Genomic DNA, 13,479 nt, shown 5'->3' on the forward strand with positions numbered 1-13,479 from the left:
TGGTCACACCGCTTAGCGTCGTCCCATGCCCGACATCGTCATCTGTGAACCGATCCGTACCCCCGTGGGTCGCTACGGCGGCGCGTTCGCGTCCCTGTCCGCGGTGGACCTCGCGTCCCACACGCTGCGCGAGCTGGTCACCCGCACCGGCCTCGGCGAGGGCGACGTCGACGACGTGATCCTCGGCAACTGCTACCCGTCCGGCGAGAACCCCGCCATCGGTCGGATCGCCGCCCTCGACGCCGGCCTCGGCACCGGTGTCCCCGGCCTCCAGCTCGACCGGCGCTGCGGCTCCGGCCTCCAGGCCGTCCTGTACGCCGCCTCGCAGATCGCCAGCGGCGCGGGCTCGGTCATCGTGGCCGGCGGCGTCGAGTCGATGTCCAACGTCGAGCACTACGCCCTCGGCCTGCGCACCGGCGTCCGCAGTGGCGGCGTCGAGCTGATGGACCGCCTGGTCCGCGCCCGCGAGACGGCCGGCGGCAAGGACCACCCGGTCCCTGGCGGCATGCTCGAGACCGCGGAGAACCTGCGCCGGGAGTACGCCATCACCCGTGAGGAGCAGGACGAGTTCTCGGTCCGCTCCCAGCAGCGCGCCGGTGACGCCCACGAAGCCGGCAAGTTCGCCGACGAGCTGGTGCCGGTCACCGTGCCTGGCCGCCGGGGCAAGCCTGACGTGGTCGTCGACCGCGACGAGCACCCCCGCCCCGAGACCACCCTCGAGCAGCTGGCCGCACTGACGCCGGTGCGCCAGAAGATCGACGCCGAGTCGACCGTCACCGCCGGCAACGCCAGCGGGCAGAACGACGGGGCCGCGATGTGCGTCGTCACCACCCGCGAGGAGGCCGAGCGCCGGGGGCTCACCCCGCTGCTCGCGCTCAAGTCGTGGGCCGTCGCCGGCGTCGGCCCCGAGGTGATGGGCATCGGACCGGTCCCCTCCACCGCCGCCGCCCTCGAGCGGGCCGGCCTGACGCTCGACGAGATCGACCTGATCGAGCTCAACGAGGCGTTCGCCGCCCAGGTGCTCGCCTGCCTGCGCGAGTGGAAGGTCGATGCGACCGACGAGCGGCTCAACCCCAACGGGTCCGGCATCTCGCTCGGCCACCCCGTGGGCGCCACCGGCGGCCGCATCCTGGCCACGCTCGCCCACGAGCTGAAGCGCCGCGAGGCCCGCTACGGCCTCGAGACCATGTGCATCGGTGGCGGCCAGGGCCTCACCGCGATCTTCGAGCGGGTGTCCTGAGATGACTGCCGTCACCGTCCACCACGTCGTCACCGGCCGCGACGACGCTCCCGTCGTCGTCCTGTCCAACTCCATGGGCGCCGACCTCCGCATGTGGGACGGCGTGCTCGGCGCCCTCGAGGAGCACTTCCGCGTGGTCCGCTACGACACCCGCGGGCACGGCCAGTCGCCCGAGGCGCCCGGCCCCTACTCCATGGACGACCTGGCCGACGACTACGTCGCGCTGCTCGACACCCTCGGCGTCGACAAGGCGCACCTCGTCGGCCTGTCGCTCGGCGGGATGATGGGCATGCGCCTGGCCGCCCGCGACCCCGAGCGGGTCGACCGGCTCGTCCTGCTGTGCACCGGCGCCCACCTCGAGGTCGGCCCCGCCTACACCGAGCGCGCCGCCCAGGTCCGCGCCCAGGGCACCGGATCCGTGGCCGAGGGCGTGGTCAACCGCTGGTTCACCCCTGCGTACCTCGAGCAGCACCCCGGCATCCGTGAGCACCACGAGGCGATGTGCGCCGCGACCTCGCCCGAGGGGTACGCCGGTTCGTGCGAGGCCATCGCCGCGATGGACCTGCGCCCCGACCTCGCGCAGATCACCGCGCCCACCCTGGCGATCGCCGGCGAGGACGACCCGGCGACGCCGCCGGCGTACCTGCGCGAGATCGCCGACGGCGTGGCCGACGGCGCCCTGGTCGTGGTCCCCGACGCGGCCCATCTCGCCGCCGCCCAGCAGCCGCAGGCCGTGGCCGCTGCCATCCTCGAGCACCTGGGAGCAACCTCATGAGCACGCGCACCGGCCTCGACAAGGTCGTCCCGAGCGCCGCGGACGCCGTCGCCGACATCGCGCCCGGCTCCAGCCTCGCCGTCGGCGGCTTCGGCCTCGTCGGCATCCCGTGGTTCACCATCGCGGCGCTGCTCGACCAAGGCGCCGACGACCTGACCGTTGTCTCCAACAACTGCGGGGTCGACGGAGCCGGTCTCGGCCTGCTGCTCGAGGCCCGCCGGATCACCCGCGTGATCGCGTCCTACGTCGGGGAGAACAAGGAGTTCGCCCGGCAGTACCTCGCCGGCGAGCTGACCGTCGAGCTCACCCCGCAGGGCACCCTGGCCGAGCGCATGCGCGCCGGTGGCGCCGGGATCGGCGCCTTCTTCACCCCGACCGGCGTCGGCACGATGGTCGCCGAGGGCGGCCTGCCCTGGCGCTACCACCCCGACGGCTCCGTGGCGCTGGCCTCCGAGCCCAAGGAGGTGCGCACCTTCCACGGCACCGAGATGGTGCTCGAGGAGTCGATCGTCACCGACGTCGCGATCGTGCGCGCCGCGAAGGTCGACCGCGCCGGCAACTGCGTCTTCCACGCCTCGGCCCGCAACTTCAACATCCCCGCTGCGATGAGCGGACGGCTGACGATCGTCGAGGCCGAGGAGGTCGTCGAGGTCGGCGAGATCGCTCCCGACGATGTCCACCTGCCCGGTGTCTTCGTCCAGCGCATCGTGGAGCTCACGCCCGAGCAGGCCCGCGACAAGGACATCGAGAAGCGGACCACGCGCCCGCGAGAGGAGGTCTCGGCATGAGCTGGAACCGCGACGAGATGGCGGCCCGGGCCGCGCTCGAGCTGCACGACGGGGAGTACGTCAACCTCGGCATCGGGCTGCCCACCATGATCCCGGGCCACCTGCCCGCGGACTCGACGGTGACGCTGCACGCCGAGAACGGCATCCTCGGCGTCGGCCCGTTCCCCTACGACGACGAGGTCGACCCCGACCTGATCAACGCCGGCAAGCAGACCGTCACCGTGCTGCCCGGGGCGTCGTTCTTCGACTCCTCGCTGAGCTTCGCGATGATCCGCGGCGGCCACATCGACACCGCCGTGCTCGGCGGGATGCAGGTCGCCACCAACGGCGACCTCGCCAACTGGATGGTGCCCGGCTCGATGGTCAAGGGCATGGGCGGGGCGATGGACCTCGTCAGCGGCGCCCGGCGGGTGATCGTGCTCATGGAGCACGTCGCCCGCAGCGGAGCCCACAAGCTCGTCGCCGACTGCGACCTGCCCCTGACCGGGCGCGGCGTGGTCTCGCGGATCATCACCGACCTCGGCGTCCTCGACGTCGCCGGCGACCACTTCGAGCTCGTCGAGCTCGCCCCCGGCGTGAGCGCCGAGGAGATCTCGGAGAAGACCGGCGCCCCGGTCCGGGTGCCGGTCGGGGTCTGAGGTGTCGGACGTCGACCTGCTGGCCCGCGTGCAGAGGCTGGAGGACCTGCACGCGATCCAGCAGCTGCGCGCGCACTACTGCCAGGCCCTCGACGAGGGACGCTGGGACGATCTGGTGGACCTCTTCACCCCCGACGGCGCCTTCGTCGGGCTCTCCACCGCGCGCGGTCACGACGAGCTGCGCACGTTCTTCGCCGACCTCCTGGACGGCCCGCTGTCCGCGTGGTGGCACTTCTCCTCCAACGAGACCGTCGAGCTCGAGATCGACCAGCAGGGCACACCCGCCCACGCCGCGACCGGCACGACCTGGCTGGACCAGCCTTGCGTCGTCGACGGTCGCGCCCACATCGCCGCCGGCCGCTACGACGACCGGATGGTGCGCTGCGACGACGGTCGCTGGCGCTTCACCGAGCGCCGCGTCCGGTTCTTCTTCTGGGTCCCCGGCGACGACGACTGGGCCCCCGGCCGCTACGGCTGGGCCCCCGCCCGGGCCGCCGCCGACCCCCGCACCCTCGAGCGGCTGGCCGACCACACCGGCTGAGCCGCCCGCTCCCCCTCCGGTGCCACGATCCCGTGGCGCCGTACCTAACCCTGCCCACCCCCCCTCGGAGGCATCCCCATGTCCCAGCAGACCCTCGACCCCACGGCCGCCCCGCCGCCCGGGCAGCCCGTCGCCGACCGCGGCACCCTCGTCCGGGTCAGCAGCGCCGTGCTGCTGGGCTCTGCGCTCGAGTGGTACGACTACTTCCTGTACGGCGCCGCCGCGGCGCTCGTCTTCGGGCAGGTCTTCTTCCCGAGCGCCTCCGACTCGACCTCGCTCCTGCTGTCGCTGGCCACCTTCGGCGTCGGCTTCGTCGCCCGCCCGATCGGCGCGATGGTCTTCGGGCACATCGGCGACAAGCACGGACGCCGTCCGGCGCTGATCGCGACCCTGATGCTGATGGGCCTCTCGACCACCGCGATGGCGCTGATCCCGTCGCACGCCACCATCGGCATGGCCGCCCCCGTGCTGCTCGTGGTGTGCCGCCTGCTGCAGGGCATGGGCTCGGGCGCGGAGTACAGCGGCGCCTCGGTCTACGCGGTGGAGTACGCCCCCCGCGGCCGGCGTGGCCTCTTCGGCTCCTTCTCGGCGGCCGGCGTCTACCTCGGTCTCGTCCTGTCCTCCGGCGCGCTGCTGCTCACGACGTCGCTGACGACCGAGGCGCAGTTCGCGTCCTGGGGCTGGCGGCTGCCGTTCCTGGCCAGCCTGCTGCTGATCTTCCTGGGCCTGTGGATCCGGCTGAAGCTGGAGGAGACGCCGGCCTTCGAGGAGGTCACCGACGACGCCGCGCCCGAGAAGGCGCCGCTGCTCACCCTGGTCCGCACCCAGTGGCGCAGCATGCTCCTGGTGATGGGCCTGGTCGCCGCCCCGCTCTCGTTCAGCCACCTCTACCAGGTGTTCGCCCTGTCCTACATGGCCGACCACGGCTACGACCGCATCACCGGCACCACCGGACTGCTGGTCGCCGGGCTGGTCGTGATGGTCACCGCGCCGCTCGCCGGGATCGCGTCCGACCGGTTCGGCCGGCGCCCGGTGCTGATGGTGGGCGCGGTTTACGCCGTCGCGTTCGCCTTCCCCTTCTTCGCCCTCGTCGACACCGGCCGGCCCGCGCTGGCGATGCTCGCCCTCGCGCTGGCCCAGGGCGGCAGCGTCGGCATCATGTTCGGCGTGCAGGGAGTGATCCTCTCCGAGCTGTTCAGCACCGCGAGCCGCTACAGCGGCGCGGCCGTGAGCCGCGAGTTCGCCGCCATCCTGTTCGGCGGCTTCGCCCCGTTGATCGCGGTCAGCCTCGCGGCCTCGGCCGACGGCGCGTCCTGGCCCGTCGGGTTGTACGTCGTGGCGCTGGCCGCCATCACCTTCGTCTCGGCCCTCGTCGCCCCCGAGACCTACCGCACCAGCCTCTCGGGCGAGCCCGAGGAGTGAGCGGCTGGTGGGGAACGGTCGGGTCGCCGTACGGCCGTCTGGCGACCCAACCGTTCCCCAGCTCCTGACAAGGCGCCCGACCAGGGCTAGATTGATCGATTCAACCTCTCAATCGACCCAGAATAGGTCTTTGTGCTGGCCCAATATTGAGACGTAGCGTGAACCAATCGCGCCGCCCGTGAGCGGCGTCACCCCGAGATCGAGGAGGACCGGATGGAGCTGCGACACCTGCGCTACTTCGCCGCCGTGGCGGAGACCCGCCACTTCGGCCGCGCCGCCGACCGCCTCCACATGGCGCAGCCCGCGCTGTCCCAGTCGATCCGACAGCTCGAGGCCGAGCTCGGCACCCCGCTGTTCGTCCGCACCACCCGGCAGGTGCGGCTGACGCCGGCCGGTGAGTTCCTCCAGGTCGAGGTGGCGCGCATCCTCGAGGCGGTGGAGGCCAGCGTCCGTGGCGTACGCCGCATCGCGGACGGCCGCCAGGGCCTGGTGCGCATCGCCTTCACCGGCAGCGCCGCCCACACCCAGCTGCCCCGCTTCGCCCGCGCCGTCAAGCGCGAGCTGCCCGGGGTCGCCCTGGAGATCCACGCCGACCTGCTCACCCCCGCCCAGGTGGGCGGCCTGCGCGAGGGCAGCCTCGACGTCGGCGTGCTGCGACCGCCCATGTCCGGCACCGACCTGTCGTCTCGCACCATCGCCTCCGAGCCGCTCGTGCTCGCCGTCGCCGCCGACCACCGGCTGGCGAGCGAGCCGGCCGTCGCGATGGCCGACCTGCGGGCGGAGCGGTTCGTGCAGTTCGCCGGCGCCGACTCGGCCGTCAACGACGCCGTCCTCCGCAGCTGTCGCGAGGCCGGGTTCGTCCCCCACCACGAGCACGAGGCGGCTGGCATCTCGGTGCTACTCCCCCTCGTGGCCGCCGACCTCGGGGTCGCGCTCGTGCCCGCATCGGTGCGTGCGGCGCCCCTGACCGGCGTGGTCTTCCGCGACGTCGTCGACGCCGCGAGCGTCGACCTCGCCCTGGCCTGGCGCACCGACGAGACCAACCCCGCCGTGCTCGCGGTCCTCCAGGCACTCACCGCGGACACCAGCCCGGACGACTCCCCCACCCCACTCGCCGACGAGGTCAGCCGATGAAGATCACCCAGGTCGAAGCCATCCCCTTCGCCATCCCCTACGCCAAGCCGATGAAGTTCGCGAGCGGTGAGGTGCACGCCGCGCAGCACGTCCTGGTCCGCGTCACCACCGACGACGGCGTCGTCGGGGTCGCCGAGGCACCGCCACGCCCGTTCACCTACGGCGAGACGCAGGCCGGCATCGTCGCGGTGATCGACACGATCTTCGCCCCGCAGGTGGTCGGCCTCGAGCTGATGGAGCGCGAGCAGATCCACGCCCGGCTCTCCCGCACGGTCGGCAACCCCACGGCGAAGTCGGCGCTCGACATGGCGATCTGGGACGCGATGGGCCGGTCGCTCGGCTACAGCGTCACCGACCTCCTCGGCGGCTTCACCGACCGTATGCGGGTCTCGCACATGCTCGGCTTCGACGAGCCGGCCGCGATGGTCGCCGAGGCCGAGCGGATGCGTGACACCTACGGCATCAGCACCTTCAAGGTGAAGGTCGGGCGTCACCCCTTCTCCCTCGACACCGCCGTGGTCCGCGCCCTGCGCGAGCGCTTCGGTGACGAGATCGAGCTGTACGTCGACGGCAACCGCGGCTGGTCGGCGTCGGAGTCCGCCCGGGCGATGAAGGAGATGGCCGACCTCGGCCTCACCCTCGCCGAGGAGCTGTGCCCGGCCGACGACGTGCTCGGGCGCCGCTGGCTCGTCACGCAGCTCGACGTCCCGTTCGTGGCCGACGAGTCAGTGGTGACCCCGGCCGAGGTGACCCGCGAGGTCCTCGGCGGCTCGGCCACCGCCATCAGCATCAAGACCGCCCGCACCGGGTTCACCACCAGCCGCCGGGTGCACCACCTGACCGAGGGGCTGGGCATCGAGGTCGTGATGGGCAACCAGGTCGACGGCCAGCTCGGGTCGCTGTGCTCGGCCGCCTTCGGCGCGGCCTTCGAGCTCACCTCGCGCCGCGCCGGCGAGCTCTCCAACTTCCTCGACATGACCGACGACCTGCTCGCCGAGCCCCTGGAGATCCACGGCGGCGAGCTCGCCGTCCGCACCGGGCCCGGCCTCGGCGCCGTCATCGACCCCGACAAGCTCGCGCGCTACCGGCAGGACTGAGCGCGCACCCACCGACACCGACACACACCCACCACCCGAGGAGCACCACCATGAGCACCACCGTCAACGAGTCCGCCACCGCGGCCGCGTCCGGCGCCAGCGCCACCGAGCGCTTCCACGCCGACAAGTCGCCGTACGCCGCCGTCAAGGACGTCCCCGCCGAGCGGGTCGACGCCATGGCCCGCGAGGTCCTCGAGGCGATCTACGCCACGGTCCGCAAGCACAAGCTCACCTACGACGAGTTCAACGCGCTCAAGGCGTGGCTGATCAACGTCGGTGAGGACGGCGAGTGGCCGCTGTTCCTCGACGTGTGGCTCGAGCACGTCGTCGAGGACGTCGCGACCGAGCACCGTGAGGGCAACAAGGGCTCGATCGAGGGCCCCTACTACGTCCCCGACGCTCCCGAGAAGGGCGCGAAGGGCACCATCTCGATGCGCGAGGACGAGGGCGGCACGCCGCTGGTCTGGAGCGGCCAGGTCACCTCCTGCGACGGCTCCGCACTCGGCGGCGCCAAGGTCGAGCTGTGGCACGCCGACGCCGACGGCTTCTACTCGCAGTTCGCCCCCGGCATCCCCGAGTGGAACCTGCGCGGCTCCTTCACCACCGACGCCGACGGACGGTTCGAGATCACGACGGTGCAGCCCGCGCCGTACCAGATCCCGACCGACGGCTCCTGCGGCAAGCTGATCAACGCGGCCGGCTGGCACGCGTGGCGCCCCGCCCACCTGCACGTCAAGGTCTCCGCTCCCGGTCACGAGCTCCTGACCGCCCAGCTTTACTTCCCCGGCGACGAGCACAACGACGACGACATCGCCTCGGCGGTCAAGCCCGAGCTCATCCTCGACCCGCAGGCCCAGCCGGACGGCAGCGCGAGCGTCGACTACGGCTTCGTCCTCGACCCCGCGAGGGGCTGATCGCGATGCTGTTCCACGTGCGCATGGAGGTCCGCATCCCCCACGACATGGACGCCGAGGTGAAGGCCGACATCGTGGCCCGCGAGAAGGCGTTCGCCCAGGAGGTGCAGCGCTCCGGTCGCTGGCCGCACCTGTGGCGCGTCGTCGGGGAGTACGCCAACATCTCGATCTTCGACGTCGAGTCCAACGACGCCCTGCACGAGCTGTTGTCCGGGCTGCCGCTGTTCCCCTACATGGACATCGCGGTCACGCCGCTGGCCAAGCACCCCAGCGACGTCAACGCCTGACCCACCCGGCGGTCGTCGGTGGCTCAGCCGCCGACGGCCGTGCGGGCGCCGAGACCACCCCGACGGTGCTCCTGTGGGCTCCGCCCGAACTCCCGCTTGAAGGCGGCACTGAGCGCGAACGGGCTGCCGTAGCCGACCCGGCGCGCGATGGTCGGCAGCGTCGCGTCCGACTCGAGCAGCAGGTCGGCCGCGAGCTGGAGGCGGCGCTGGGTGAGGTAGGCGATCGGCGGCTGGCCGAGGAGCTCGGTGAAGCGACGGCCGAGGGCAGCGCGGCTCACCCCCACCCGGTCGGCCAGCTCGCTGACCGTCCAGGCCCGCTCGGGCGCCGCCTCGAGCAGCCCGAGCACCGTGCCGACCACCGGGTCGCCCTGGGCGCGGAACCAACCGGGCGCCTCCTCGGCCCGCCCGGCGAACCACGTCCGCAGGGCCGAGATGAGCACGACGTCCAGCAGCCGGTCCAGCACCGCACGCTGCCCGGGCGCGTCGATCGTCGCCTCCTGCGCGAGCAGGTCGGGCAGCGTCGAGGGCCACGCGTCGCGCCGGAGCACGACCACGTCCGGGAGCGCGGCGAGCAGCGGGCGACCGGTCTCGCCGGCGTCCTCGTAGGTGCCGGTCAGCAGGACGGTGTCGCCGCGCTCGCCCGGCCCCCACGTCCGCACCCCGCGGCCCCAGACCTCGGCCAGCGGGCTGCCGTCGGCGGAGCTCGAGCACTCGCCGCCCGGCCCGATCACGATGCTCGGCGGGGTGCTGGGCCGGTCGCAGGCGGTGTAGTGACCGGGCCCGCGGACGATCGCCAGGTCGCCCGCCCCCAGCTCGTGCCGCTCCCCCGCGTCGGTGAGCAGCCACGCCGTGCCCCGGGTGACGGAGACGACCGCGAGGGCGGCCTCGTCCTCGATCCGCAGGCTCCAGGGCGGCTCGAGCAGCGACCGCAGCAGGAAGGCGCCGCGCGCTCGCGGCCCCTCCAGCATCACCTCGAGCATGTCCACGTCGCAGACGCTAGTACGCCACGGCGACGGCACGACCGACCTCGGCCTCCTCGCCGAGCTCGCGCAGCAGCGCGTGCGCCACGTCAGCGCGGGAGATCTTGAGGGTGCTCGCGGCCTCGGGCCCGAAGCCGCGCTGGTAGCTGCCGGTCCGGGGGCCGTCGGTGAACGCGGCCGGCCGGACGATCGTCCAGTCGAGGCCGCTCGCGCGCACGACCTCCTCCTGCCGCTGGTGGTCGGCGTAGGCCTTGCGCAGCAGCAGGCCGAACATCAGGTGCTTCCAGACGAGGTCGAGGTTGGCCCGGCTGTCGCCGGCTCCCAGCGTGGACTGGACGACCAGGCGCCGTACGCCGCCGGCCTGCATCGCCTCGACGACGGCGCGCGTCCCGGCCTCGCGGACGGTGCCACGTCGGCCGTCGCCGAGCGCCACGACGACCGCGTCGCGACCCTCCACCGCGGACCGGACCGCGACCGGGTCGAGCACGTCGCCCCCGATGACCTCGAGCCCCTCCCGCGGCTCGACCTGCTCGGGTCGACGGGTGAGGGCCGTGACGCGATGACCCTCGGCGAGGGCCTGCTGGACGACGTGGCGACCGACCGAGCCGGTGGCGCCGATGACGGTGAGGTGGAGGGACATGACGGTTCCTTCTGTGTGTGGTGGGTGGTGGTGGTCGTGATGGCGGTGGGGTCAGCGGACGCGCAGCAGCGCGACGGAGAGGGCGACGAAGGACCCGGTCGAGGTGACGGTGCGCACGACGTTCCACGGGATCCAGCGCTCCGCGAAGCGGGCCCGGGCCTCGGCGAGGCCGGAAGAGCCGAGCGCGACGTCCTGGAGCTCGGAGTTGAGCGGCAGGTGCACGACGCCGGTGATGACGAAGGTGACGACCGCGAGGGCGAGCGCCACGCCGACCAGGAGGGCCGCGCCCCACTGCCGGTGGCTGAGCAGCATCAGCAGCGCCGCCGCGACGAGGACCGGGCCGAGCGTGAAGGGCACGAGGAACCACGGGTTGGTCACCGCCTTGTCGATCGCCTGGAAGGCGCCGACGTAGGTGGTGTCGTCGGTGGCGGCGAGGCCCGTCATGACGGTGTGGGCGAAGGCGGCGAGGAAGCCCGCCGTGAGCCCGGTCATGACGGTCGCGGTCAGCAGGGTCGGGGTGAGGAGCGTGAGGATCATGCTGTCGAGCATGGGCTCGCGGAGAGCGTCCCGGAATGGTCCTGACGCTCGCCGCCATGCGTCAGACGCTCACCCCACCCGTCGCTGGTTGAATCGACCCATGGACGCAGCAGCCTGGGACGCGAGGTACGCCGCCAGCGAGCTCGTCTGGTCGCGTGGACCCAACCAATTCGTGGAGGCGGAGTGCGCCGGGCTGCCACCGGGCCGCGCCGTCGACCTCGCGTGCGGCGAGGGCCGCAACGCGATCTGGCTGGCGTCGATCGGGTGGGACGTGACTGCGGTCGACTTCTCGCAGGTGGCCCTCGACAAGGGCCGGACCCTGGCCGGTGATCTGCCCGTCGACTGGGTGTGCGCCGACGCGACCACCTGGACCGGCACGGACCTCGACCTCGCGGTGGTGGCCTACTTCCAGGTGCCGGGCCCGATGCGACGTACGGCGATCAGGAACCTCGTCTCGTCGCTGCGGACCGGGGGCACGCTGGTCTGGGTCGCGCACGACTCCACCAACCTGACCGAAGGGACCGGCGGGCCGCAGGACCCCGCCGTGCTGATGACGGCCGAGGACCTGCTGGCCGACCTGTCCGGCCTGGACGTCGAGGTGGTGCGGGCGGGGCGGGTGGCCCGGGTCGTGACCGCCGACGACCCGCACGGCAGCGAGGTCACCACGACGGCGTGGGACTGCCTGCTGCGGCTCGTGAGGCGCTAGCCCTGCTCGTCGGGCGTCACCAGGCTGGCATGCTCGACGGATGTGCTTCCCACTGTCCGTCCGCGTGCGCGACCCACTGTGGTGGAACGACGTCGTCCAGCTCGCCAAGACCGCGTTGGCCGCCGTCGTCGCATGGGTGGTCGCCGAGCGGGTGCTCGACCTCCCGCAGCCGTTCCTCGCCCCGTGGGCCGCCCTCCTGGTGGTGCACGCCACGGTCTACCGGACGGTCTCGCGCGGCCTGCGGCAGGTGGTCGCCACCGTGATCGCCGTGCTGCTGGCCTCGGCCGTCGGCGAGCTGCTGGGGTTGAGCACTGTCTCGGTCGCGACCCTGCTCGTGGTCGGGCTCGTGGTCGGGGCGATGCCGTGGTTCGGGGCCGAGGCGACGACCGTGGCCACGACGGGGCTGATCGTGCTGACCACCGGCTTTCGTGACGACACCGTGCTGATCTCGAGGCTGTTCGACACCGGCATCGGGATCGTCGTGGGCCTGCTGGTCAACCTGCTGGTCTGGCCGCCCCTGCGACGACGGGCCTCCGACCGGGCCCTCGACCGCATCGACGACGGCATCGGCGCGCTGCTGGTCGACGTCGCGGAGGGCCTGCGCGACGATGTCACCGTCGAGGACGCGACCGCCTGGATCGACCGCAGCCGCGACCTCGACGAGGAGATCGACCAGGCCTGGGCGCTCGTGCGGCAGGCCGAGGAGAGCGCGCGCTGGAACCCCCGACGCTCCGCCCGCGAGGTGCGCGACCCCGGGCGCTCGCACGCCCTGCTCCGCCGGATGGAACAGGCCATCGCGGAGATCCGCAGCATGGCGCGGACCCTCGGCGGCCAGAACGCCCACCGGGAGCGCTGGGGGGACGTCTTCGCCGGGCCCTGGATCGAGATGCTCGGCGACACCGGTCGCGCGACCACCGAGGCCGACCCGGCGGCGATGAGTGCCGTCCGCACCCGCCTCGAGGCCCTCACCGACCAGCTCCGCTCGAGCGAACGAGCGGCGGACTGGCCGGTGTACGGCGCACTGATCATCAACCTGCGCAACATCCTCGACGCCATGGTGGACGTCGCCGCGGCCAACCCGATCGGGCAACCCCCGCTCCCCATGGGTCGCCGCCGCCCCTGAGCGTCCGCCCGCGGCGGTGAGCCAGCCACCTTCCGTCGACCGAGAACGTCGGTCACGCACCGCCGGAGCGGGCGAGTCGCGACGACACACCCCGCAGCGGTGAACCAGCCACCTTCCGTCGACCGAGAACGTGGGTCACGCACCGCTCCGCGGGTGAGTCTCAGACGACACACCCCGCGGCGGTGAGCCAGCCACCTTCCGTCGACCGAGAACGTGGGTCACGCACCGCTCCGCGGGTGAGTCTCAGACGACACACCCCGCGGCGGTGAGGCAGCCACCTTCCGTCGACCGAGAACGTGGGTCACGCACCGCCGGAGCGGGTGAGTCTCGGCAACACACCCCGCAGCGGTGAACCAGCCACCTTCCGTCGACCGAGAACGTGGGTCACGCACCGCCGGGGCGGGCGAAGCTCACACCGAGGTGGGCGAGTCCCCGTTGGCGGGCTCGCCGGCCTCGGCGACCGGCTCGTCGCCGTACGCTCCGGCGTCCTTGGCCGCCTGGGCCTTGCGCAGCTGCCGGACCAGGCTCCAGCCGAGGAAGGCCACGGCGAGCGCGAGCAGCAGGAAGATGATCAGTGCCACCCACCCGGCCTTGACGTCCTCGGGCGCGGGGCCCTCGTTGGCGGCGGTGATCAGGAGCGTGAGCATGGGTCCAGTC

The 13,479-nt window shown here is 72.7% G+C and carries 16 protein-coding genes; 12 read left to right on the top strand and 4 right to left on the bottom strand.

Translation table 11 applies throughout. From position 1 onward, the window contains the following. The first annotated feature begins 25 nt into the window (after positions 1-25). The 10 genes from C7S10_RS00455 (at position 26) to catC (ending at position 8,836) form a co-directional block, all read left to right on the top strand. The gene (locus C7S10_RS00455; protein ID WP_108342455.1) at positions 26-1,240 is read left to right on the top strand and encodes an acetyl-CoA C-acetyltransferase; all 1,215 of its coding nucleotides are present in this window, start codon (positions 26-28) and stop codon (positions 1,238-1,240) included. Position 1,241: 1 nt separating this feature from the next. Then, complete coding sequence (pcaD, locus tag C7S10_RS00460; RefSeq protein WP_108342456.1) at positions 1,242-2,015, top strand: 3-oxoadipate enol-lactonase; 774 nt, start codon at positions 1,242-1,244, stop codon at positions 2,013-2,015. Next, positions 2,012-2,803, top strand: coding sequence for a CoA transferase subunit A (locus C7S10_RS00465; RefSeq protein WP_108342457.1), 792 nt, complete (start codon positions 2,012-2,014; stop codon positions 2,801-2,803). The genes pcaD and C7S10_RS00465 overlap by 4 nt, the downstream gene beginning before the upstream one ends. Next, entirely contained in the window at positions 2,800-3,441 is a 642-nt protein-coding gene (locus C7S10_RS00470; RefSeq protein WP_108342458.1) for a 3-oxoacid CoA-transferase subunit B, read from the top strand. Before C7S10_RS00465 ends, C7S10_RS00470 begins: the two co-directional genes overlap by 4 nt. Before the next feature lies 1 nt (position 3,442). Continuing rightward, positions 3,443-3,982: a nuclear transport factor 2 family protein gene (locus C7S10_RS00475; protein WP_108342459.1), complete on the top strand. Its 540-nt coding sequence runs from the start codon at positions 3,443-3,445 to the stop codon at positions 3,980-3,982. Positions 3,983-4,060: 78 nt separating this feature from the next. Then, complete coding sequence (locus tag C7S10_RS00480; RefSeq protein WP_108342460.1) at positions 4,061-5,404, top strand: MFS transporter; 1,344 nt, start codon at positions 4,061-4,063, stop codon at positions 5,402-5,404. 213 nt (positions 5,405-5,617) lie between these two features. Next, positions 5,618-6,538, top strand: a complete 921-nt coding sequence (locus C7S10_RS00485) for a LysR substrate-binding domain-containing protein (RefSeq protein WP_108342461.1) — start codon at positions 5,618-5,620, stop codon at positions 6,536-6,538. Then, complete coding sequence (locus C7S10_RS00490; protein WP_108342462.1) at positions 6,535-7,635, top strand: mandelate racemase/muconate lactonizing enzyme family protein; 1,101 nt, start codon at positions 6,535-6,537, stop codon at positions 7,633-7,635. The genes C7S10_RS00485 and C7S10_RS00490 overlap by 4 nt, the downstream gene beginning before the upstream one ends. A gap of 50 nt (positions 7,636-7,685) precedes the next feature. After that, on the top strand, positions 7,686-8,549 hold the full coding sequence (gene catA, locus C7S10_RS00495) for a catechol 1,2-dioxygenase (protein WP_108342463.1): 864 nt from the start codon (positions 7,686-7,688) through the stop codon (positions 8,547-8,549). A gap of 5 nt (positions 8,550-8,554) precedes the next feature. After that, complete coding sequence (gene catC / locus C7S10_RS00500; RefSeq protein ID WP_108342464.1) at positions 8,555-8,836, top strand: muconolactone Delta-isomerase; 282 nt, start codon at positions 8,555-8,557, stop codon at positions 8,834-8,836. A 23-nt stretch (positions 8,837-8,859) separates the two neighbouring features. On the opposite strand, the gene C7S10_RS00505 is transcribed toward catC, so the two are convergent. The 3 genes from C7S10_RS00505 to C7S10_RS00515 are packed head-to-tail and all read right to left on the bottom strand — an operon-like array spanning position 8,860 to position 10,993. Continuing rightward, on the bottom strand, positions 8,860-9,816 hold the full coding sequence (locus C7S10_RS00505; protein ID WP_243395209.1) for an AraC family transcriptional regulator: 957 nt from the start codon (positions 9,814-9,816) through the stop codon (positions 8,860-8,862). Positions 9,817-9,832: 16 nt separating this feature from the next. Beyond that, positions 9,833-10,456, bottom strand: a complete 624-nt coding sequence (locus C7S10_RS00510) for an NAD(P)-dependent oxidoreductase (RefSeq protein ID WP_108342466.1) — start codon at positions 10,454-10,456, stop codon at positions 9,833-9,835. Positions 10,457-10,507: 51 nt separating this feature from the next. After that, positions 10,508-10,993, bottom strand: a complete 486-nt coding sequence (locus tag C7S10_RS00515; RefSeq protein ID WP_165807007.1) for an anthrone oxygenase family protein — start codon at positions 10,991-10,993, stop codon at positions 10,508-10,510. Between the two features lie 100 nt (positions 10,994-11,093). On the opposite strand from C7S10_RS00515, the gene C7S10_RS00520 reads away from it, so the two are divergent. Further along, entirely contained in the window at positions 11,094-11,699 is a 606-nt protein-coding gene (locus C7S10_RS00520; RefSeq protein ID WP_108342468.1) for a class I SAM-dependent methyltransferase, read from the top strand. Between the two features lie 40 nt (positions 11,700-11,739). After that, positions 11,740-12,822: an FUSC family protein gene (locus C7S10_RS00525; protein WP_108342469.1), complete on the top strand. Its 1,083-nt coding sequence runs from the start codon at positions 11,740-11,742 to the stop codon at positions 12,820-12,822. A 410-nt stretch (positions 12,823-13,232) separates the two neighbouring features. On the opposite strand, the gene C7S10_RS00530 is transcribed toward C7S10_RS00525, so the two are convergent. Then, positions 13,233-13,469, bottom strand: coding sequence for a hypothetical protein (locus C7S10_RS00530; protein ID WP_108342470.1), 237 nt, complete (start codon positions 13,467-13,469; stop codon positions 13,233-13,235). Positions 13,470-13,479 lie beyond the last annotated feature (10 nt).

This window comes from Nocardioides currus (genome assembly GCF_003057875.1).
Lineage (GTDB): Bacteria > Actinomycetota > Actinomycetes > Propionibacteriales > Nocardioidaceae > Nocardioides > Nocardioides currus.